The 20,929-nt window shown below is 62.2% G+C and carries 26 protein-coding genes; 13 read left to right on the top strand and 13 right to left on the bottom strand.

The window, feature by feature from the left end:
* Positions 1–24: 24 nt before the first annotated feature.
* Both V7082_RS07290 and V7082_RS07295 read left to right on the top strand, forming a co-directional pair.
* Positions 25–1,668, top strand: coding sequence for a type IV secretory system conjugative DNA transfer family protein (locus V7082_RS07290; protein WP_334147210.1), 1,644 nt, complete (start codon positions 25–27; stop codon positions 1,666–1,668).
* Positions 1,661–1,963: a hypothetical protein gene (locus V7082_RS07295; protein WP_334147212.1), complete on the top strand. Its 303-nt coding sequence runs from the start codon at positions 1,661–1,663 to the stop codon at positions 1,961–1,963. Before V7082_RS07290 ends, V7082_RS07295 begins: the two co-directional genes overlap by 8 nt.
* On the opposite strand, the gene V7082_RS07300 is transcribed toward V7082_RS07295, so the two are convergent.
* On the bottom strand, positions 1,881–3,086 hold the full coding sequence (locus V7082_RS07300) for a PD-(D/E)XK nuclease family protein (RefSeq protein ID WP_334147213.1): 1,206 nt from the start codon (positions 3,084–3,086) through the stop codon (positions 1,881–1,883). The two genes, V7082_RS07295 and V7082_RS07300, sit on opposite strands and share 83 nt — an antisense overlap.
* A 619-nt stretch (positions 3,087–3,705) precedes the next feature.
* Here V7082_RS07300 and V7082_RS07305 point away from each other — a divergent pair.
* Positions 3,706–3,909 (top strand): hypothetical protein, encoded by a 204-nt coding sequence (locus V7082_RS07305; RefSeq protein ID WP_334147215.1) that lies wholly within the window; start codon positions 3,706–3,708, stop codon positions 3,907–3,909.
* Positions 3,910–4,055: 146 nt separating this feature from the next.
* Here V7082_RS07305 and V7082_RS07310 read toward each other — a convergent pair whose 3' ends face one another.
* The 3 genes from V7082_RS07310 to V7082_RS07320 all read right to left on the bottom strand — a co-directional run bounded on the left by V7082_RS07310 (position 4,056) and on the right by V7082_RS07320 (position 5,216).
* The gene (locus V7082_RS07310; protein ID WP_334147217.1) at positions 4,056–4,436 is read right to left on the bottom strand and encodes a DUF3592 domain-containing protein; all 381 of its coding nucleotides are present in this window, start codon (positions 4,434–4,436) and stop codon (positions 4,056–4,058) included.
* A 70-nt stretch (positions 4,437–4,506) separates the two neighbouring features.
* Positions 4,507–4,776: a hypothetical protein gene (locus V7082_RS07315; protein ID WP_334147219.1), complete on the bottom strand. Its 270-nt coding sequence runs from the start codon at positions 4,774–4,776 to the stop codon at positions 4,507–4,509.
* 2 nt (positions 4,777–4,778) lie between these two features.
* Positions 4,779–5,216: a hypothetical protein gene (locus V7082_RS07320; RefSeq protein ID WP_334147221.1), complete on the bottom strand. Its 438-nt coding sequence runs from the start codon at positions 5,214–5,216 to the stop codon at positions 4,779–4,781.
* Positions 5,217–5,388: 172 nt separating this feature from the next.
* Between V7082_RS07320 and V7082_RS07325 the strand changes: the two genes are divergently transcribed.
* Both V7082_RS07325 and V7082_RS07330 read left to right on the top strand, forming a co-directional pair.
* Positions 5,389–7,323: a WD40/YVTN/BNR-like repeat-containing protein gene (locus V7082_RS07325; protein WP_334147222.1), complete on the top strand. Its 1,935-nt coding sequence runs from the start codon at positions 5,389–5,391 to the stop codon at positions 7,321–7,323.
* A 388-nt stretch (positions 7,324–7,711) separates the two neighbouring features.
* The gene (locus tag V7082_RS07330; protein ID WP_334147223.1) at positions 7,712–9,808 is read left to right on the top strand and encodes a hypothetical protein; all 2,097 of its coding nucleotides are present in this window, start codon (positions 7,712–7,714) and stop codon (positions 9,806–9,808) included.
* A gap of 379 nt (positions 9,809–10,187) precedes the next feature.
* On the opposite strand, the gene V7082_RS07335 is transcribed toward V7082_RS07330, so the two are convergent.
* Entirely contained in the window at positions 10,188–10,490 is a 303-nt protein-coding gene (locus V7082_RS07335; protein WP_334147225.1) for a type II toxin-antitoxin system RelE/ParE family toxin, read from the bottom strand.
* Complete coding sequence (locus V7082_RS07340) at positions 10,474–10,725, bottom strand: type II toxin-antitoxin system ParD family antitoxin (RefSeq protein WP_334147227.1); 252 nt, start codon at positions 10,723–10,725, stop codon at positions 10,474–10,476. The genes V7082_RS07335 and V7082_RS07340 overlap by 17 nt, the downstream gene beginning before the upstream one ends.
* 194 nt (positions 10,726–10,919) lie before the next feature.
* Here V7082_RS07340 and V7082_RS07345 point away from each other — a divergent pair, with 194 nt between their 5' ends.
* The 6 genes from V7082_RS07345 (at position 10,920) to V7082_RS07370 (ending at position 15,266) form a co-directional block, all read left to right on the top strand.
* Positions 10,920–11,180, top strand: a complete 261-nt coding sequence (locus V7082_RS07345) for a type II toxin-antitoxin system RelB/DinJ family antitoxin (RefSeq protein WP_442909765.1) — start codon at positions 10,920–10,922, stop codon at positions 11,178–11,180.
* Positions 11,167–11,439 (top strand): type II toxin-antitoxin system YafQ family toxin, encoded by a 273-nt coding sequence (locus V7082_RS07350; RefSeq protein WP_334147229.1) that lies wholly within the window; start codon positions 11,167–11,169, stop codon positions 11,437–11,439. Before V7082_RS07345 ends, V7082_RS07350 begins: the two co-directional genes overlap by 14 nt.
* 95 nt (positions 11,440–11,534) lie before the next feature.
* Positions 11,535–12,008, top strand: a complete 474-nt coding sequence (locus V7082_RS07355) for a DUF6998 domain-containing protein (RefSeq protein WP_334147231.1) — start codon at positions 11,535–11,537, stop codon at positions 12,006–12,008.
* A 408-nt stretch (positions 12,009–12,416) separates the two neighbouring features.
* Positions 12,417–12,617 (top strand): hypothetical protein, encoded by a 201-nt coding sequence (locus V7082_RS07360; protein ID WP_334147233.1) that lies wholly within the window; start codon positions 12,417–12,419, stop codon positions 12,615–12,617.
* Positions 12,618–12,648: 31 nt separating this feature from the next.
* A complete protein-coding gene (locus V7082_RS07365; RefSeq protein ID WP_334147235.1) occupies positions 12,649–13,077 on the top strand; it encodes a hypothetical protein in 429 nt (142 codons plus the stop codon).
* Between the two features lie 8 nt (positions 13,078–13,085).
* On the top strand, positions 13,086–15,266 hold the full coding sequence (locus V7082_RS07370) for a hypothetical protein (protein ID WP_334147237.1): 2,181 nt from the start codon (positions 13,086–13,088) through the stop codon (positions 15,264–15,266).
* A gap of 16 nt (positions 15,267–15,282) precedes the next feature.
* Here V7082_RS07370 and V7082_RS07375 read toward each other — a convergent pair whose 3' ends face one another.
* The 5 genes from V7082_RS07375 to V7082_RS07395 all read right to left on the bottom strand — a co-directional run bounded on the left by V7082_RS07375 (position 15,283) and on the right by V7082_RS07395 (position 18,776).
* Positions 15,283–15,627: a hypothetical protein gene (locus tag V7082_RS07375; RefSeq protein WP_334147239.1), complete on the bottom strand. Its 345-nt coding sequence runs from the start codon at positions 15,625–15,627 to the stop codon at positions 15,283–15,285.
* Positions 15,624–15,833, bottom strand: coding sequence for a hypothetical protein (locus tag V7082_RS07380; protein WP_334147241.1), 210 nt, complete (start codon positions 15,831–15,833; stop codon positions 15,624–15,626). The genes V7082_RS07375 and V7082_RS07380 overlap by 4 nt, the downstream gene beginning before the upstream one ends.
* A 31-nt stretch (positions 15,834–15,864) precedes the next feature.
* On the bottom strand, positions 15,865–16,098 hold the full coding sequence (locus tag V7082_RS07385; RefSeq protein WP_334147243.1) for a hypothetical protein: 234 nt from the start codon (positions 16,096–16,098) through the stop codon (positions 15,865–15,867).
* Between the two features lie 887 nt (positions 16,099–16,985).
* Entirely contained in the window at positions 16,986–18,188 is a 1,203-nt protein-coding gene (locus V7082_RS07390; protein WP_334147245.1) for a Fic family protein, read from the bottom strand.
* 225 nt (positions 18,189–18,413) lie between these two features.
* On the bottom strand, positions 18,414–18,776 hold the full coding sequence (locus V7082_RS07395; RefSeq protein ID WP_334147247.1) for a hypothetical protein: 363 nt from the start codon (positions 18,774–18,776) through the stop codon (positions 18,414–18,416).
* Between the two features lie 211 nt (positions 18,777–18,987).
* Between V7082_RS07395 and V7082_RS07400 the strand changes: the two genes are divergently transcribed.
* Complete coding sequence (locus tag V7082_RS07400) at positions 18,988–19,566, top strand: hypothetical protein (protein ID WP_334147249.1); 579 nt, start codon at positions 18,988–18,990, stop codon at positions 19,564–19,566.
* Complete coding sequence (locus tag V7082_RS07405; RefSeq protein WP_334147251.1) at positions 19,547–19,903, top strand: hypothetical protein; 357 nt, start codon at positions 19,547–19,549, stop codon at positions 19,901–19,903. Before V7082_RS07400 ends, V7082_RS07405 begins: the two co-directional genes overlap by 20 nt.
* 40 nt (positions 19,904–19,943) lie before the next feature.
* Here V7082_RS07405 and V7082_RS07410 read toward each other — a convergent pair whose 3' ends face one another.
* Both V7082_RS07410 and V7082_RS07415 read right to left on the bottom strand, forming a co-directional pair.
* A complete protein-coding gene (locus tag V7082_RS07410; RefSeq protein ID WP_334147253.1) occupies positions 19,944–20,309 on the bottom strand; it encodes a phosphoglycerate kinase in 366 nt (121 codons plus the stop codon).
* A 346-nt stretch (positions 20,310–20,655) separates the two neighbouring features.
* On the bottom strand, positions 20,656–20,928 hold the full coding sequence (locus tag V7082_RS07415) for a type II toxin -antitoxin system TacA 1-like antitoxin (RefSeq protein ID WP_334147255.1): 273 nt from the start codon (positions 20,926–20,928) through the stop codon (positions 20,656–20,658).
* Position 20,929 lies beyond the last annotated feature (1 nt).

A 20,929-nucleotide genomic window follows, 5' to 3' on the forward strand; every position in this document is an offset into this window, starting at 1 on the left:
AGGGGCGCGGAAAGGAAAACGGCCATGAGCAACAACCAGCAACCCGGATCATCGCTCAGCATGTTCGTGCTCGCCGCCGGCTGCGCTTGGGGTGCGTGGTCGGTGTCGAACGATGCGGCGCAATGGTTTCTTGGTGCCGGCACTTTGATGGCCTTGCTCTCCGGCGCCGACCGCCTTCGCGCGGAGAACGAGCGGGAGCGCAAGCATCAAGAGGCGAAGACGCCGAGCGGCATTCACGGCACAGCCGCCTTCATGACCGGCGACGCAGCAGCGCGCGCCGGCCTGACCGATCCGTCCGGGCTGTTCCTGGGCACGCTCGACGGCCGGATGCTGTTCCATAGCGGCAAGGCGCACCTGCTGACCGTCGCCCCGGCGCGCTCGGGCAAGGGCATTGCCGCCGTCATTCCAAACCTTCTGCACACTCAGGGCAGCGTGTTTGTCACCGACCCGAAGGGCGAGCTGGCCGCGGTCACCGCAGGTCATCGCGCGCAAGCCTTCGGCCAGAAGGTGCGCATCCTCAACCCCTGGGGCCTGCACGGCCTGCCGCAGGACCGATTCAATCCGCTTGGGTTTCTCGTCGCCGTGTACGATGACATCGCGCAGCGGCGCGGCCTTGGCGACGAGGTGGCAGCACTCGCGCTGCAATTGATCCCGGAGTTGGAGGACGCGCGCAATCGCTACTTCCGCGAAGGCAGCCGCAAGCTGCTGCGCGCCTTCATGCTGCACTTCGCGAGCCGGGGACGTCCGGATTCTTGCACGCTGCCCGAGCTGTGGCGGACATTGCAAAGCGCCGCGCGCATGGATGCGACGCTGGCCGAGATGGCCAGATCGGACGCGCTCGGCGGCGTTGTCGCCGATCTCGCCGACGACATCACCCGCACCCTCGAAAAGAACCCGGAAAGCTTCCAGAGCTTCATCGAGGGCGCAACGCAGGCGGTGTCGATCTTCGATCCGTCAGGCTGGCTCGCCGACAGCGTTTCTGCGTCGGACTTCAGTTTCGAAGAGCTGAAGGCGGGCCGCGTCACCGTCTATGTCGTGATCCCGTCCGAGCGCATCGCGACGCACGGCGCATGGCTTGGCTTGCTGACGAAGCAGGCGATCGCGGCGGTGGCGCGCCAGCCGGGGAATTCGCCGGTCCTGTTCATGCTCGATGAGTTCGCCAACATGGGCAAGCTCGCAGGCCTCTCCGAAAGCCTGACGCTACTGCCGGGTCTCGGCGTGCGCGTGTGGATGATCGTGCAGTCGCTCGATCAGCTTCGCGCCGTTTACGGAAAGGAGACGACGAGCACGATCCTGTCGCAGGCTGAGGTGCAGCAGTTCTTCGCGGTGCAGGATCATGGCCTCGCCAAGACGTTGTCGGAGGCGCTCGGGCAGCGCACGGTCAAGACGACCTCGATCAATCTCGGCCGCAAGGAGGACGACGACCCGGGCGAAAGCCGGGGCGAGGTCGGGCGTCCGCTGATGAGCGCCGATGAAATCCGCCTGATGCCGAAGACGGACCAGCTCCTGCTGATCCAGTCGCTTGCCCCCATCCGCGCGCAGCGCATCGCGTTCTGGGCCATTGCGCCGTGGCGGGACTGGGCAGCCGTGAACCCGGTGGAGGGTGCCTATCCACGCCCCGAGCCGTCATTCCGCCTGACCTACAACAAGGAGAAGCGCCATGTCTGACTATGAAGTGAAAGTCGAATCCGCCAAACCGGAGAACACTGACCCGGAATGGCTACGCCTCGTCGAGAAGATTGCCGACTGGCTCGATGCCCGGCTCGGTATTCGTTTCTGGACGCTGACGGGGCTGGTCGTGGCGAGCCTGCTGGTCGGCTCGCCGCATCTGCTCATCCAATACAAGTGCTACGGCAGCTGCGGCCCGAACGCGACGGAGTTCAATTGCCAGTATTTCGGCGTCCGGGGATGGAAGGTGACGGAGCCGGAACAAGGCAAATGCCCGCGCATGCGGCTGCTGTAGCCTGCCTGCCGGCCGGCGACATGGTCTTACGGCCCGTGTTCGGCGGCGGCGGCACGGCGGGGATGGTTTCAGGCATCCCCGCCGTGCGGTGCGGATGGATGAGGTGGCGGGGATAGAAGTCGAAATAATCCTCGTCGTCGAACCAGGCGCATTTGAAGTGATAGATGCCGATGCCGGTCAGGCGCGAGAGCGCGAGCGCGTAGAGCGTCAACTGCTCGATGGGCTTGATGCGCTTGGCGCCCGGCTTGTAGTCGAGGATGTGAATGAGCCCGAAGCGCAGCTGCACGATGTCGATGTGGCCGGTGATGGTTTCGCCGCGACCGAGGGTGAAGGGGAGCTGGCTGAAGGCGGGGCGCATGTCGTCGAGATCGGCGGCGGTCAGATAGACCGGCACTTCGACCGCCACCGTGTCCCCGTCGTTGGCGAGCATGAAGCCTTGCAGGGTTTCATGCCGCTGCCTGTTGTCGGCGACGGCCTGCAACGCGAAACGCGCCGCCTGCACGGCAGGGTCGGGGCGCGGCTTGATGACCAGTCCGTCCAGCCTGAACCGGCCCTTCGTGGAAGAGGCGCGCGCCCGGTTGTCGCGAAACAGCGTGTGCGGGCAGGAGCGCGGGACGCCTTCAAGAAATGCCTGTAGCGGGCGGACGGGATGGGTTTCGCGCAGGCGGTCCAGAATGAGCGCTGTCTTGGCGCGATGGTATTTGAAGGCATAGACCTGGCCGTGAAGAAGCTGCGCCTCGGCAATGGCGTCGCGCCGGTCGAAAGATCGCGCCGCCGCTGCGCGCAGCTTTGTGAACGGCACGTAGTCTGCGAAATCGTCCAGCCAGTTGCGCAGCGTCTGACGGCTTATCGCAAGGCCGTATCTGCGCCCGACCGCGCGTGCCGCGCCTTCGAGCGTGTAGAGGCGATTGTAGAAGGTCAGGGCGTCGATGATAACCCGGAGCGGATAGGTCTTGTTGCGCGTCAGGAGCGGGGTGAATTTCCTGTCGCAATGCCGGCAAAGATACAGCTGCACGTCGCCGAACTTGTTGCGGCGCTTACCCTTGGGTCTGATCTCGGAGCCGGCGCACCAGGGGCAGCATTGAACCGGCCTCGTCGTGTGAAGCGAAATGTCTCCGTGCATGCAGGGGCATCATGCCGGGTTATGAGAAATTATTCAAATTTCGCGCGACGGCCGGCCGGGCCGGTTGGCTGCGGGCCGGCGCGGGCTCGGATTTTTGCAGTGCCAGTGGTCCCGGATTTTTGCCTTGGGAGTGATCCCGAATAATTGCGGGCGTGGTCTCGAATTCTGGCGGTTTGGGCGCGGATGGTTGCTGCCCCGTGGGTGGCGGCGCGGCCGGTTGTGCGGGCGGATTGGTGTTGGGGGAGAGACGATTAGGCCGTATGGGCGCGGGGCCGGCGCGTGGGCTGGGTGTTCGGGGCGGTCCCGGATTCTGGCGCTGCGGTTTGGGGCGGGGGTGTTTGATGAAGGGTGATGGCGGTGGCGCGTGCGGCTGCTGTAGCCCTCCCAGCCGGCGGCATGGTCTTGCGGGCCATGCTCGTCGGGGCGGCAAGTGGTCGTGCATCGGCGGCGCGATGAGCCAGGTGGAGAACACGTTCGCGCTTTCGATGCTGATGCGCAGGTTCAGGCGTTTGCGCCGCGCGGCGCGGATGGATGAGATGGCGGGATAGCGCGTCAGTTACCAGCGGGGTGATCAGTGTGTGACCTTTGCGGAAATGATGATCTCAGCGGAAATGTTTCGATGCGCGAAATGCTGCTGGAGCAGAACGGCCGGCGTTACATTGCGGAGCGCGGCCACGCACTCAACGACCTCTTCGGCCCGGCCCAGCAATTCCACGAATATAACCTGGCTGCCATCCGGCCGTTCGATAATCTCGACCTTAAAATCGTCTTCGGTAATCCCGAAATCTTCTGGGTCAGTACTCATAGTTTCAGAATACCATAGCCGAAGGTGGCGGTGCCAGCTTGGCAAAGCTGACGGTGTATGCCGGGTCAGGCGGTCCGTCGCCTATGGCGACGGCAAGTTTGCGGCGAGAGTGTTTGCCGACGGGGTGATGGCGTGTCGCGGGGCGGGGTTTGGTTCCGGTTTTATCAGCGCCCTTTTTTCAGCGCGATGCCGGCGACGAGCAACGCCAGCGTGCCGCCGAACAGGAAGAAAGCGATGGCGGGCGCGGGGTCGGCGGGGACGGGGCGGACGTCGGTAGTGTCGGCGGGATTGAATATGACGTCTATGACGTCGCCGGGAGCGAAGGGGGCTTTGCCGCCGCCTGTTTGAGTGATGGTGTGTGTGCCGTCACCGTCGTCGTAAGTGATGGCGTAGGCGTAGCGCATGTGCCGGCGATGTTCGATGGGGGTTACGGATTCGACGGCGGCGGTTGTGCGCGTCCATTCCGTAATCAGCTCCTGGTGGGAGAAATGGATCGAGGCGGCGAAGATGTAAAACATGATGCCAAAAAGGGCCATCATCCCCATGCGGGCTTCGATGGAGTCGGGCAGATATATATTGCTCATATCGCGGGATGTCCTGTGAGTTTTCGGAGGGTCACTTTTCGGCGTTCCATGCGCGGACGGTGGCGGCCAGTTCGCCCAGGAATTCTCTGTCGTCCAGAAAGCCGCCGTCGCGTGCGGCGTATACAAGATCAAGCACGGCAAGGGCGCGGTCGATGTGGGGCCAGTCGATCAAGACCACGGATGCGATGGCGGGTGGCTTTGGCGGGGACATCAATGCGGCAAGCTGCCTGCGCAGACGTATAGCGGAGTTTGCGTCGGCTCTCGTATCGTGTGCCTCGGGGTTGATGGCGTGATCGGTCATGGTCAGACTCCGTGCTCGTCGGCGGCGGACTGATAAGCTTCGAGCACGTCGATTTCGTTCAACGGGGTCCTTTCCGGCACCATCATGACCCGGCCGGTCAGGGCAATGCCGGGCGGGATATGGAGCACAAAGCCGCCCATGGACGAGGGCGTTGCCGCGCCGACGCGGTGCGGTTTGTGACGCTTTTGGCCATGGCGCGTGAAGCTTTCGAAAACGATTAATTCGTAACGCGTTGCTTTTCCTGATGTTGTGGTCATGAAAATTCCTTCTGAAGATATTAATGGAATATAGTATATTATTTTCATTATGGGGTTATTCAGGTATTCAATTGCGATAATTATCGCGGTTTTCATTTCATTTTCCGGCACCGCGCGGGCGGACTGCGTTGATCCCGCCAGCGAGGCGGGCGTGCTGCAATTCACTAGCAGCAATGCCAGCATGGAGTATTGCAACGGGGCGGAGTGGGTCAGTTTTCCGAGGGCGGGCGGCGCGACATGCGGCGCTCTTGGCGACTGGACTCCCCATTCGGCCGTTACAGCGAACGCATGGCAAGTCGTCGCCTATGGCGCCGGCCGGTTTGTCGCCGTGTCCGATGGATGGGATCCTCCGCGGATGACCTCTATCGATGGTGTCAACTGGACTCCCGCGCCGAATGGAAGAGGGTCCGCCATTATTTATGCGGGCGGCCAGTTTGTTTCAATGGAAGGTTTCTGGGAGCGCAGAGTTTTTACATCGCCGGATGGTTTGATCTGGAGCACACACGAAAACGCCGCGCCAGCAGCCGGGTTTTGGCATAGCCTTGCGTACGGCAACGGCCTTTATGTCGCGGTTGCGTGGAATAGCGGCGGCGCGAAGATCATAACCTCGCCTGACGGCGTCAACTGGTCGGCGCCGGCTTCAGCAAACCCACCTGTAATTGACAGGACATGGTGGTCCGTTGCCTATGGCAACGGTGTATTTGTCGTCATTGATCATCACTGGGGTGAGGTTCTGGTTTCATCGGACGGGATTGACTGGACTTTGCACAGTACCCTGCCGATTGGTCATGCGCGGTCCATAACTTTTGGGAACGGCCTGTTCGTTGCCGTCGGCGGCGGCGGAGCAACTCGGGTGGCGACATCGACGGACGGTGCGACCTGGACGCCGCAGACGGCAACGGAACTGAACAACTGGACATCCGTGACCTATGGCAACGGGCTCTTTGTGGCCGTGGCAGGCGATGGTGCAAACCGGGTCATGACATCGCCTGATGGCATTGACTGGACCCCGATGGCTGCGGCGGAAGCGAATGACTGGGCGAGCGTCGCCTTCGGCGCGGGGCGCTTCGTCGCCGTCTCGGGCAACGGCACAAACCGCGTGATGACGACGGAATGCCTAAGCCCCGGCTGCACTGGTCCCGAAGGCCCGGCAGGCACGATGGTCTACAGCAACAATTACCGCGTCCTGCAATGGTGTGATGGCGCAAACTGGCAGGCGTTGGGACCGATCAACCCTCCCGGTCCCAATAACGGCTGCGTAGATCCCGCCAAGCCGGGCGGCAACTTGCTGTTCAGCCAAACATACTGCGTGCTTCAATATTGCGACGGGGATACGTGGCGGGGAATTGGGAAAATCGATCCCTGCGCGTGTGACCCGGATGCGGGGACGTGGACGGCGCAGGTCATGCCCGAATCGCAATTATGGCGCGGCCTTGTCTTTGGCAACGGGATGTTCGTGGCAGCCGGAAGCAACCCGGCAAGCTCGCCGGATGGCATCAACTGGACGGTGCATAACACGGTGGATCTGGCCAATGGGGCGGGGGGGCATATCGCGTTTGGCAACGGGCTTTTTGTTGCGCCTAGCCAGGGCGGCTGGATTCGGCAGGTGTCGACGTCGTCGGACGGCGTGAACTGGACCATGCACGACCCGGCACTACCGCCATCATGGCCGCCGGCGGATGCAGTAGGAGACATAGTCTACGGCGACAATCAGTTCGTCATCGTCGGCGGCGGTGGCGGGATCGCGACATCGCCGGACGGGATCGCATGGACGCCGCGCACATCCGGCGTGACGACAGGCTTCACCAGCGTCACGTATGGCAATGGCCTTTATGTTGCCAGCGGGCAATGGAGTGGTGCAACCCCGGATTATCCGGTCGTAATATCCCCGGACGGTATTAACTGGACGCCTGTTCCCGCCGCAAACGTTTTCAACGCGAAAGTGACGCGGATCGACTTTGGTAACGGGCTGTTCGTCGGGAAAACCTATCAGGGCGGGCCGCAGCTGATCTATTCGACGGATGGCGTGAACTGGACGGCCGGCGATCCGGGGAACGTATACAGCTCCTGGAGCACCATCTCCACCATCTATGCTAATGGACGGTTTGTGACGGCGGGAAACACGGGGGGGCCGACGACACTCTACTCATCCGAAGACGGGATTACATGGTCGGTCCTTGAATCGCCGACCCTGCACGGCGTTGGTGGGATTGCCTATGGCAACGGGGTTTTTGTGACCGTCAATGATGGGACCGGGGCTATGCGCGCGACCTGCGTCGGCGGGGGATAAAAGCGTACGTCGCTCAAGGTGACTACTCCCGCTGTAGGCAGCCCGCTTTCAAATGAGTACGAGCTGTCGGTCGGCAAGATCGGGCGCCGCAACGCGAGGGCGTGCCACGGCGATGGTGCTCCTGCCCTCGAATGTCGGTTTCGCTGCTCTAAATGAGCGAAATAATTTTCGAACAAGCGATTGATTTGATTGAATTGCGCGGAATTTAAAATTCCTTCTGAAGATATTAATGGAATATAGTATATTATTTTTTATTATGAGGTTATTCGGGTATTCAGTTGCGATAATTACGGCAATCATTCTTTTCGTTCCCGGCGTTGCGCGTGCGGACTGCGTGAGCCCTGCTGCGCCGACTGGGCATCTCGTTTTCAGCAGCGCCGACGCCGCCATGCAGTACTGCAACGGCGCGGAATGGGTTGCCTTCCCCAAAGCCCCGCTGGCGAGTTGCCCCGGGCTGGGTCCGTGGACCGTTCATACCTCTGTATCGCAAGAGATGGGGGATTACGGCTGGAACGCCATGGCCTACGGCAACGGCGTGTTCGTCGCCGTAGGGGCATGGAACTACGACAACGTCCTCGTCTCCCCCGACGGCATCAACTGGACGGCTCATGTCGTCACCCCGGGCGACGACTGGCGTGACGTCACGTTCGGCAACGGCATGTTCGTGGCGGTCGGTTTCGGCGGCAACATCAGGACTTCCACCGACGGCGTCAACTGGACCGCCCGCACATCCCCTGCGGCCAACGAGTGGCGGGCTGTCACCTACGGCGATGGCCGTTTCGTGGCCGTCGGTTCCAGCGGCGCAAACCGCGTTATGACCTCGACCGACGGCATCAGCTGGACAGACCACGCGGCCACGGCCGCCAACGAATGGACTGGCGTTACCTACGGCAACGGTCTTTTTGTGGCGACCGCTCGCAGCGGCCCGGGGCCAGCCTACGTCATGACCTCCACAAACGGCACCGCCTGGACCGCTCGCCCCGGCACCGGCGGGATGGAGGCCGTAACGTTCGGCAACGGACGCTTCGTCGGCGTGGTCTGGGGCGTCTCCTATACTTCGACAAACGGGACCAGTTGGACGGCTCACAACGGCGCCCTCACCAACCTCACATGGCGGCGCGTCATCTATGCGAACGGGCGCTTCATCGCGACCACCTCCTATGGCGTCCCCAACGAAATTGTATCCTCAGTCGACGGCGTCACCTGGCAGGATGTGCCCAAACCCATCCCCATAAGCGGCCTCGTCGCCTACGGCGACAACCGCGTCGTCATCATGGGCGGCGCCGGTCCTGAAACGTCACTGGTTGCCTTCTGTGGCGGCACAGGCTGCGAAAATCCCGAAGCGCCAGGGGGTGCTCTGGTCTTCAACGGTGACCATCGCGTCGTGCAGTGGTGCGATGGCACCACATGGCAGGCGGCTGGACCGGTTGATCCGCCCGGCCCGAACAGCGGCACATGCGGCGGCGGCCACCCCACAGGCTTCCTCGCCTTCAACGGCGATTCCTGCATCCTGCAATATTGCGACGGCGATAACTGGCGGGGGATTGGCGAATTGAACTCCTGCGCGTGCGATCCGGATGCGGGGACGTGGACGACACATTCTATCGGGGAGGCCGGGAACTGGCGCGGCATTGCCTATGGCAATGGCACTTTCGTTGCCATGGCCCATAGCCCGGCGACTTCCGGTGACGGGATCAATTGGACAGTTCAAAGCGGCTCGCCGGCCGGTAGCGTTAGCGGCGCCATAGCTTTCGGCAACAACCTCTTTGTCGTTCCTTCACAAGGCGGCTGGACGAGAGATGTCTGGACTTCGCCTGATGGCATCAACTGGACGACGCACAACAATTCGCTGCCGCCGTCGGCGCCAAGCATTCAGGCCGTGACTTACGGCGGCGGGCAATTTGTCGGGGTCGGGAATGATGGGGCGATCATAACGTCATCTGACGGCATCAACTGGACGGAACGATCTTCGACCGTGACAACGGGCTTTACGGACATCGCCTACGGCAACGGACGGTACGTCGCCGTAGGCGGGTGGGGGGTGCCCAGCCATCCTGTCGTGACATCGACCGACGCAGTGAACTGGACTGCCGTGCCCAGTGCTTCGGTCTTCAATTCGAGATGGAACAGCGTGGCTTACGGAAACGGGCTGTTCGTCGCCAAGTCTTACGGCGGGGGGCCTCATTTCATGTATTCGTCCGACGGCGAAAACTGGCAGGCGGGCAACAGCGGCACATACGGCACGCATTGGGGCGGGGAATTCATTTCATTTGGAAATGGTTTGTTTGTCGTTGCCGGTGCTGTAGGGGCGGGCCCGTCGGATCGAACGATCTACACATCGTCCGACGGCATCAACTGGTCGCTTCAGTCGGGACCGGGACAGGCTGCGATTAAAAGGGCCACTTACGCCAACGGCATGTTTGTCGGCGTCAATGACGGGCCAAGCGATATGACCGTGCGCGCGACCTGTCTCGGCGGCGGGTAGAGGCGGAAAGTATCTTGGCGGCTCGCCGGGATGAGAGGGATTTTCCATATTGTCGGGCAATGCCGAATGGCGCGGAAGGGGCCGGGGATAATTCGGACATCAGCGTGATGGCAGCCAACCCTCGAAGGAGGGCAAGCTGCCGGTCGGTCGGATCTTTGATGCCGTAGACGAGGCGGGCCATGGCGATGGTGCTCTTGCCCTCGAAGGTCGGTTCCGTTGTGATGTGATTGCAGATGTCCCACGAGATCCAGATTTTCAGACCGGCGCCCTGATAGGTGAGCGATAGCTCTCCGGGACCGCACGAGCCACCGAAGATGCCGATCTCTCGCGACAGCGCCTCGGCAAGCTCCGTGTCGCTCAGACCGCGCGCTGCGCGCGTCTAGAGATTCTGCTCGAAGGCCATGCGCTGGTGCAGGACGCGCACGACATCGATGCCGTAGTCTGCCTTTTTGAAGAATACGAGGTGGGAGCCGGCCGGATAGTTGAAATATCCCGAACGGATATGCTCAGCGGACCGGCCTTGTAGACGTCCATCCGCGAGTGCGGTCATCACCTTGATAATCCGGTGGTGATAGATATCGGCTTGCTCCGGCGACCATCGCTCTGCGGTATAGAGCCAGATGTTTTCCAGATCGGCCTGCGCCGCCGGCCGGAGCCGGAACTGCTTACGGCGTGCCGGCATGGCGGCGGTGCATGCGGGCGAGGAATGCCCGGTTGTCGAACGGCTCGGCGGGGCCGCTTTCCTCGCCTTCGACTAGCGCATTCTGCAACGCCTGCAGCCTGGCTTCCTGCTCTTCGAGCAGCCGCAGCCCTGCGCGCACGACCTCGCTCGCCGAGCCGTAGCGGCCCTGGGCGACCTGGGCGGCGATGAACTGGTTGAAATGCTCGCCGAGCGCGATGGATGTGTTCTTGCTCATGATGCGCCTCCATTAGTACCAATATATCATATATATATTGGTACATTCGCAATGCGGATGGCAGCTCCTGTAGGGCCTGCGGCGCGTTCTATGGATTGTGAATTGGAGCACCAACGCCGCGATGCCGACCGGGAGGAGAAATTGACAAAAGATAACAATGTGGCTACAATGGTACCACACATGGAGGTATCATCATGGCTACCGATACGACCGTTCGCGCCCGCATTGACGGCGCTGTGAAGGAAGAAGCGGCCCACGTCCTCGATGCCATGGGCCTGACCGTTTCCGATGCCATCCGCATCATGCTGATGCGGGTCGCAGCGGAGAAGGCGCTGCCGTTCGAGCTGAAAGTCCCGAACGCCGAAACCCGCGCCGCCATGGCCGAGCTCGAAGCCGGAAAGGGCAAGCGGGGAACCGTCGAAGAGCTGTGGGCCGATCTGAATGCGGACGATTGAATGGGCGTCTGCTTTCAAGCGCGATTTTAAGCGCGTCTCCCGGTCGATGAAAAACCTGGAGGCGTTGCTGGACCCTGTGGTGCGGACGCTGGCGGCGGACGAGCCGTTGGCCGAACGCTTCAAGGACCATGCGCTTAGCGGTAACTGGGCCGGGTATCGGGATTGCCATGTCAGGCCGGACCTCGTGCTGATCTATGGCAAGCCGGACGCGGATACGCTGCGGCTTGCCCGTCTCGGCTCTCATAGTGAACTATTCTAAGCCGCGTCTTTCCGGGGCGTTGCTCGCTGCTGCATCCGTTGCGGCTTCCCATGTGCGGCCCTTGACGGGACGAGCCACAACCAGCCGGGTCGCGAATGACTGAAAATCCCGAAACACACCGCGTCCGTGAAATCCTCGCCGAGATCAAACCGCTCGCCGCTGAATATTACCGCCTGACCGGGAAGCCGCTTGGGGTGACGGGCGAGGTCGCGGAATACGTCGCCGCTGAAATGCTCGGCCTTGAACTCGCCCCGCCGCGAACGGCGGGCTATGACGCCATACGCCGGACGCCGGCGGGGCCGGTGCGAATCCAGATCAAGGGCCGTGCCTGCGGCGAGGATACGAAGCCCGGTCAACGGCTGGGCACGATCAAGCAGGAGGCGGCGTGCGACACGGTGCTGCTCGTGCTGCTCGATAATCGAACGCTGGAGCCGCGTGAGATGTGGGAAGCGCCTTACGAATCCGTTGCCGCAAGGCTGGCTCTCCCCGGCTCGAAGGCGAGGGCGCGCGGAGCACTCGGCGTGTCCGAGTTCAAAAGGCTCGCCCAAAGGATATGGCCGGGTGCGTGAACAGTCACCGCGTCCGCTATCGCGGCCGACGTCGCTGCGCTCCGTCTAGCGGTGCCTTGCAAGCCTGTCCTCATAGACCAGCCGTGCCACGGCGATGGTGCTCCTGCCCTCGAATGTCGGTTTCGCTGCTCTAAATGAGCGAAATAATTTTCGAACAAGCGATTGATTTGATTGAATTGCGCGGAATTTAAAATTCCTTCTGAAGATATTAATGGAATATAGTATATTATTTTCATTATGAGGTTATTCAGGCATTTAATTGCGATAATTACAAGATGGAAGGTTTATGTGCGCATTTGATATTTTCTTCTACTTGCTGTCCTTTTAGTTCCCGCCGGTAGTCTGCGTGCCGAATCCGCCCGCAACGCAGCGCCCGCCACCGCGCAACTAGCGGAGCCTTCCCTGGGCATGGCGATGATCAAGGATGAGGAACTGAAGGCGTTCCGGTTCGTGATCGACGGGAAAGAGGTGGCGCGTATCGATGCCGCCGGGGTGACGGTGCTTAAAGACATGACCTATGGCGGCGCTCTGACGGATGCAGGCAGCGCGAGTGTCGAAAAGGAACTGAACGCTACGGCGCTGCCGAAAGGGGATCGCGATGCGCGGTAAGCGGTTGGCATGGCTGGCGGGGATACTGGGAGTGCTGCTGGTGCTGAGCGCGGCGGGCCACGCGCAGCTGGTCGGCAGCGACACAGCACCGGGAGATCCATGCGCTGGCGTCGCGCAGGGCGCGACGCGCATGAACGCAGACCCGGATCAAGATGGCAAGGAAGTGGTGCTGGTGTGCGACGGGACGACGTGGAATGCGGTCGAAGACGTCGGCATTGAGGCGGTGACGGGCGCGCCCGCTCCGATCTCCCCGGGCTGCACGCAGCGCACCGCAACGGGTGCGACCACGACCGTGAGCGTGAGCTGCAATGCCGGAGAAATCATGACGGGGGGCGGATGCTCGCACTCCGCCACGCCCGTCCACCATGATTCCGGCCCGAGCGCGGCGGCGACGTGGAGGTGTGAATGGGGCACGGCTGTCGCGACGGGCACGGCGCACGCGATCTGCTGCACGTTCTAGGGGCCACCATGAAGCGCCTCCTGATCCTGCTGTTTTTGTTGATAGCCGGACCGACTTCCCTGGGATGGGCGGCGTGCGCGAGTCCGGCGGGAAGCGCCGGAAAAATTGTCTACAACGTCGACCATGCGCGGACGCAATATTGCAACGGGACGGATTGGATTGGGTTTCCGAAGAGTGGTGTATCGGGCGGCTGCGCGGTGGGCGCGTGGACGCAGCAGGAAGCCTTTCCCCTGACCAACATTGCCTATGGCGGCGGCCTGTTCGTCGCCATCAGCCGCGACGCGGCCCTGAACCAACAGGTTTATACCTCGCCCGACGGCGTAGACTGGACGCTACGACCGTCGCCTCACGGCCAGTGGCAGGCGGTAATCTATGGCAACGGCCTGTTTGTCGCCGTCGGTTCGCCGTGGGGGGATGAACATGTCATGACATCGCCTGACGGCATCGTCTGGACGGCCCGAACACCTGCCGAAGAGAACGACTGGCTAGGTGTCACTTACGGCAACGGCCGTTTTGTGGCGGTGGCAGTCAGCGGCACCAATCGCGTTATGAGTTCGACCGACGGGATTTCCTGGACCCCGCACGCGGCGGCGGCGGCCTATAATTGGAGCAACGTGGCGCATGGTAACGGCCGCTTCGTCGCCGTTTCGGATGAAAACGGCAATCAGGGCGTTATAACGTCGGCGGACGGAATGAGCTGGGTGTCGGCAACGCTGCCCTCAAACACATCGCTCGAAGGCGTCATTTATGCGGGGGGGCAGTTTGTGCTGGTGGGTTACGACAATGTCTACACTTCGCCAGACGGCACTCTCTGGACGGAACGCGCGTCAACGCCTTCCGGCTGGTGGATTGGCTTGGCGTTTGGCAACGGCCGTTATGTGGCCACGGGATGGGGAACGGACCCATGGCACACTCATGTGGCGATGACATCGACCGACGGCGTACACTGGGACCCCATGGCGGTACCCGGCGATGTGCCTTTAGGGCGCGTAGCTTACGGTAACGGCGCGTTCGTGTCGGCCGGCGGAAACGGCGTATTCGCGACGGAGTGCCTCAGCCCCGGCTGCGAAGATCCGGACATGTCCGCGGGGCGGATCCTCTTCAACGCCGATCACCGCGTGGCGCAATGGTGCGATGGCACCACGTGGCACGCGATGGGACCGCTCAATCCGCCCGGGCCGAATGACGGCTGCGAAAATCCGGTGAAACCTGCCGGCAATCTGTTGTTCAACGCTGATTACTGCGCCTTGCAATATTGCGACGGGGATACGTGGCGCGGCGTCGGCAAAACTGACCCCTGCGCGTGTGACCCGGATGCGGGGGTGTGGACGGCGCAGACGGCGGCGGAGGCGAATATATGGAGCTCCATTGCCTACGGAAACGGTGTGTTCGTGGCCGTGGCGTGGGACGGCACCAACCGCGTCATGACCTCGCCGGACGGAATAAGCTGGACAGCCCAGGCAGCATCGGTCGGGAATCTCGTGACCTTCGGAAACGGATTATATGTTGCCTTGCAGGGCGGCTCACGGACTTCGGCGACATCGACGGACGGCATCAACTGGACCACGCATAACAATGCCCTGCCGGCAAGCAATGACTGGAGCGATGTGACTTACGGCAACGGATGGTTCGTCGCCGTTTCCAGCGACGGCACGAACCGGGTGGCGCGATCGCCGGATGGCATCAATTGGACCGCTCATTCGGCCGTGGAGGCGTCGTTCTGGATAGGCGTGGCCTATGGCAACGGAATGTTCGTCGCGGTGTCCTACACATGGAACGCGACCCATCCCATCATGACATCGACCGACGGCGCGACATGGACGCCGCAGACGGCGATATCCCATCCCTGGGCCGGTGTGACTTATGGCGATGGATTGTTCGTAGTCGGAGGAGAAGAACGAGTCATGACTTCGCCCGATGGTATCAATTGGACGCCCTACGATAGCGCGGATATTCAAGCAGGTTCGTGGCGGAAGCCCGCCTACGGGAACGGCCGCTTTGTTTTGACAAGCATGTGGCACGGCTCCAATCCGGTGCTGACGTCCTCTGACGGCGTCACATGGGAAGCCATGCCGTCGACCGAGGCAAATGACTGGGCGAGCGTCACCTTCGGCGCGGGGCGCTTCGTTGCCGTCTCGGGCAACGGCACAAACCGCGTGATGACGGCCTCTTGCCTTGGCGGCGGCTGAGACCGGCGACGCTCTTTCAGAGCAAAGTTAGCTGTGTATCCGCCGGGTCATTGATGCCGTAGACGAGCCGTGCCATGGTGATAGTGACACTGCCCTCGAAGGTCGGACGCGTGGTCACGTGATTGCAGACCTCCCACGATATCCAGATTTTCAAACCCGCGCCCTGATAGGTGAGCCACAATTCGCCGGGACCGCATGAGCCACCGAAGATGCCGATCTCTCGCGCCAGCGCTTCGGCAAGTGCCGTGTCGCTCATGCCGCGCGCGGCGCGCTCGGCCCAACGCTCTCGCGAGCGGGAAAATCCGCCTGTCGCGCGCATGAAGCCTTTGCGCTTGTCGGCTTCGGTGAGGGCGCGCGTCATAGCGCGCCCCCGTTTTCGTCGTTGAAGTGCATGGCGGCGACGCGGCTGCATCGCTCGAAGTCATGACCGGCGACGGCACAGAAGTGGCGGATGTCGGCGAGTAGGTCGCTCACGGCGTCCTCGTCGTAGGCCGGTGCTTGACCGCGACTCCAGGCGGCGCGGGCGAGTGCGGCGCGTGCGGCTTCGATGTGAATGGGAATGCACATGGCAATGTCCTCCGAAGGTTGAGAGGGGCGCTTACGCGCCCGCTCCGTTGTTGTTCTCGCTCGGATGGCGGAGGACGATGCGCCCGCCGTTCACCGGGACCAGGTCGAGCTGGAGCGTCAGCCCTTCGCCGTCCTGGTGCGCCCACGCTGCGCCGATGCGGGTCCAGAAGGCTTTTTCCTCGTTCCCCGCGACGTGCCAGGCGATGTAGGCCGGGCTGCGGTTTTCGCGGGCAGGGCGGCGGTTCTGTTTGTCGTTGCGTGCCATTATGGTAGCTCCTTTCGCTTGGGGTTTCTCGACACGCCAACCGTCAGAGCGGGCGGAGAAGCGAACGGTTCACGGCTGAGGCGCCGGAGGGGAATCGCCCGGCTTGCAGTTAGCGCAGCGCGGCGAAAGTCGGGGACACCGGGGCATCACCCGCAGGGCCGAAGGGCCTTGAAACGGATGCGCGCACGATCAGGTTTGGGCGTCATCAGTCGAGGAAAAACCGTAGCGATAAGGAAACAGCGCAACATCTCAGCAGCACGACGGAAGCGCCGTCACGACACGACGATCATGACAGCGAAGCGCGGCATGATGCGGGGAAGCTGAAGCCTTTGTCCTGGACGGTATCGGCGCGCGGGCGCGGCCGCGAGTGCTAGACTCCAAAGGCCGGAGAATAGATGCTGGCAGGTGGCGGGAGTTTCCGTAGTCGCGATGCGATAATATAGATTAGGGAAAATAGGGCGTGTATCTGTGCGCCGGATCAATGGATTAGGCGCTGGTCATCAATATTCAATATGGAAAATGAAGCCAATTCATCACGGCGGCGGCCTCGGACCGACTTAATCTAAGCTCCGAATTGCGCATCTACGCGGAGCGCTGCAATCGAAACTGAGCGGATATTGTTATGGGAAGCACCGCCTCCCGGTGGCCAACTTCCGGTGGGAACGACAGAAATTTTAGAGTAAGCTCAGATACCCATATACTCTGACGCTAGACGCGGCGCAGGTGTCTAGACATCTGCGCCGTTTTTTTTTGTGTGTTTCCCGCGTCGTCAACCTCGCCGATAATCGCAACTTCGGTGCCAAGTTTGATCAAATCCGGCAGGCCTCGCATTTGAGATCGCGCAGCGCTTCCACCGGTCGCAGATAATATTCTAACGCTCAGTGCCGTTAGAACAGCCGCGGAAACAAGACCTCCAGCGCATCGGCAGGAAAGCGCAGCGAGACCGGGCCTTTCGGCGTCGCCGAGCCGAGCAGGCCCTGGGCGATTGCATCGTTGAGAACACGGCGCGCGGACCGCTCGGGCAGCGCGGTAATGCGAGCAGCCTCGCCACGCTCGAACTCGCCCCGGATGAGCGCCTCGGTCAGCAGACGGCCGACCTCCGGCTTGAGATTGTCGCTGCGCGCTACATAAATTTCGAGCCGGCCGGCCAGCGTATTGATGTCGAAGGCGTCCGACATAAAGCTCACCTGGTCGAGACAGATGCGCAGGAACCATTCGCTGAATTCGGCGAGAGTGCGCTGAGAGAGGTTGCCGCGCCCGTCGAGGTCGCCCTGCCGCGGGGTGTCGGCGTAGTCCATCATCCGCTTGTATTCGCTGCGGCCCTCCGGGCCGGCCGCCAGCCCGCGAGCCAGGCCGCGGGAGACGGACCACAGGCCGTGCGCACCGATGGCGGTGCGCAGGCACATCGCGTGGCTCATGAGGCGGCTGACACGCCCGTTGCCGTCGGGGAATGGATGAATGTAGTTGAAGCGGTGGTGCGCAGCCGCAATGGCGACGATGCGCGTTGCCGCACCGAGTGGTTCCAGGCGGTAGCGATGTTCGAAATAGCGCATGAACTCGGCGACACGATCGCTTGAGGGCGGAACGTGGCGGCCGACAGCCACGTCGTGCTCCACGGCGGAGCGCCACTCGCCCGGCGTCATGGAGAAAGTGTGATCCCGTCCGCGGATTTCGAGCATAGCGGCGGATGCATCACGATAAAATTCGCGATGCAGCCAGCGCAGGAAGTCGGCTGAGGCGGGCTCCGGCAGAATGCCGGCGGCGGCCTGGCGGTCGATTTCTGCCTGGAGCCGAACGTGGGCGGCGGCTTCGAGCTGAAGGTTGCGGCGCTCTTCGTTGTCATCGAGATCGCCAGCGAGTGCGCGCTCGATATCCCGCGGGCGGGTGTTATGACCTTCGATGAGATTGCTGTAGTAAGTATTCATGATGCGCACGACGCCAGCGAGCTGGGCCGCCGTCGTCGGGTGAAGAGCGCGCCCGAGCGTGGCGGATGCAGCGGCCAGCTCAGCGACCAGATCGACGACAGCCGCCGGCGGCTCTTCGAGAAGAGCCGGCTCAATGCGGGCGGGTGTTTCTATCGGGTCAGACATGGTGCTCCAAATCGGGTTGGCCGATCGTGACCATGGCCAATATCGTGATAATACAACAATAATTCCACTAAGACTACTGTTTTGGCCGATCCAATGGCCGATCTTCCGGGCGATCGCCGCGCGGCATACGCGACCCGCTCCGCGCCGTCGCGTCCGTTGAAACTGACATCGACCGGGCTAAGGCCCGGCTCAATCTAAGCGACGCGTGACGGCCGCTGCCCCAGATTATTCATCCGAGGGGCCGTCGTCGCGCCCGTTCTCCGCCGCGAGCAACCCCTCAAAAAATGGCGCGTTCACCCGCTCCTTGAGGATTCGCAAGAATGCTTTGCCGATGGCATCGGCCTCTGGCGTCCGCTTGCGTTCCCAGCCAAAGACCGCGACGTTTTCATCCATCTGCCGGTAGTACATGATATCGTTCATGTCCGGCTCGAATGGCATCAGGCAGCCAATGAGGTTGATAATCTCTTGAAAGGCCTCCTTGGTCTGCTCGCGCGTGTACCGGCTGCTTTCGCCAAATTCCCAGTACCAACCATCGATCAAGCGATCGATGGAGTCGGGCATGGTGACTTGCAGATCAATATTGGACATCGTCCCCTCCAAAGCTTGCCGCGAAGAGCGTACCAGGGACGCACGGACATTTCCGCGTGCTTTCCTCGTTTGGAAACCGGGGTGAATGCTGCGGCCGGAGAATCGGATCGTGACAGCGGAGCGTAGAGGCTGCTGCGTGACCAGCTAGTGACCACGACTGGCGGCGGCGTCTGCCGCATCTGGGACGCAACTCGAAGAACGGAGTTGCACCATGAAAAAGCCCATCAAACACTCTGCTGACCTCATGCTGGATGAGGATTTCATCCGCCGGGCAATGGACCTCAAGGGCGGTCGTGATCTCAACGCGGCCGACTTCAGAGTCCTGCTCGAAGCCGGGCTGCAAGCGATGGAGGCGTTCGCCTCCGAAGGTCAGGAAGGCTGCGACGATCCTGATTGCGTCGGTTGCCGGATTGGTCGCGGCGAGCAACCGCGCCCGGCGATCATGGCCGAGTTCAATGCCGTGCGGGAGCGGTTGGCGCAGTCCGCTGAGGAAAGCGCGGCCGGCAAGGTGAAGGACTGGCCGGTCACGATCGAAGTCTCGGAAGCCAGCCTCATATTCATGACCTGGCTCGATCGCGTGACAAGGCAGAACGCCTCCGGCGGCGTTCGTCTCGCCGGGGCGGACATCGACCTCGCCCGTCCGGTCGATCAGGAAAGTGCCGGGCGTTTCCTGGCTCACCTGGTCGTCGCGACTCTGGAACGAGTGTTTCAGGAGTTCGAGGAGGGGCGGCATCCCCTGCTCTTTGCGCCTGCGCAAAGGAGGGCTCCCGATGGCTCGGCGCTCCACTGACGGGCGCAATAGATCCGGGCCGGACGCGCCGTCGGCCCGGAAGCCCGCCCCCACGCTCGCCGGGCTGACCGTGACAATCCCGGAGGCGCTGTCCGACAAGGCAGCGTCTTTCCTCGGTTCGGATGTCGCCAACGATCCGGCGTTCTGGATGATCGCGTTGTCCACAGGGATCGAGGAATTGGAGCGCCAGCTCCGCGAGATCGAGGCCGACGCGAGACGGGAAGCCGAGGAGGCCGGCTACGTCATCATCTTCGGCGCCCCGACGATCATCGGTCCATCGGAGTCTGACGACGACGACGATCCCGACGGTGACGATCCTGAAGGGATTCCGTTCTGAATAAAGCTGCGGCGACCGCCTGGCCGCCGCAGCGCTTTCGTCACCACCATGACGAATAGAACACCGTCAACCCGGCTGCGAGCGCCTCACGCGCCTTGGCGATAAAGCGGAGATCGTCACCGATCTCGGAGCCGTCGGATTCGCCGAAGAAGAAGCCTGACGTCGGCGGCAGGTTGCCGGCGCGGATGTCGGCTTCAAGCCGGCCGAGATCTTCAGCCGTAAGCACGAGATTGACGCAGTTGAACGATGCGTCCCGCCCGCCTTTCGCGCGATAGAGCGCTTCCATCCAGCCGTGCAGGTTCGGATGCTTGCGCCAGTAGTGCAGCTCGCCGTAGTTCTCGACCTCGAAGTCTACGGCCGTTGCCGGTGCGGCGTGCAGGAAGTTGGCGTACATATCCAGTCCCATTTTTCTTTCCTTTCGTTCGTTGTTGATCGTCCCGAAGGACGCGGACGAAAGGCCGGGCGGCAGGGCTGCGGCCGTCATGGCCAACACGGCCCGCCCCTTCGGCGGGGTGGTGCGGGCAGACCATTGACGGCAAAGCGCCGTCCGGCAGGACAGCGGAATTTCCGAGGGCACAATGAACGGAAGGACGTTCGGGCTGGCTATGTACGACGCGAGGCCTATTTGCCGAACCGCACGGTATCGACGTTCTTGAGAAAGCGCAGGCAGGCACTAATGGCGCCGAAGATGAATCTCGCCTCGGCCGCTGCTCGATGCGGTCGTTGTCGTGCGCCAATGAGCGGTTACGCTATCACTTCCCGGTTTCCGATGATTGTGGCCGACGTATCAATGCGGCGTGCGCCTTGGCAGCACGTTTGAGGCCGTCGGTCGGTTCCGGCGACGACAGAAATTGCTCGACAAGGCGCTTCTGGTCGTCCGGCGACAAGGTGATGACGGTGGGGCTGGTATCGTCGGACATCAACGCCATGGCCTGCCGCAAATCGGCATCGGCGCGGCCAAAGTCCCGAAAGACATTGCCGCCGCCGTATACGAGCTCAAGGTCATCATCTTTCGGCTCAGCCATC

Source organism: Hyphomicrobium sp., assembly GCF_036833075.1.
Lineage (GTDB): Bacteria > Pseudomonadota > Alphaproteobacteria > Rhizobiales > Hyphomicrobiaceae > Hyphomicrobium_C.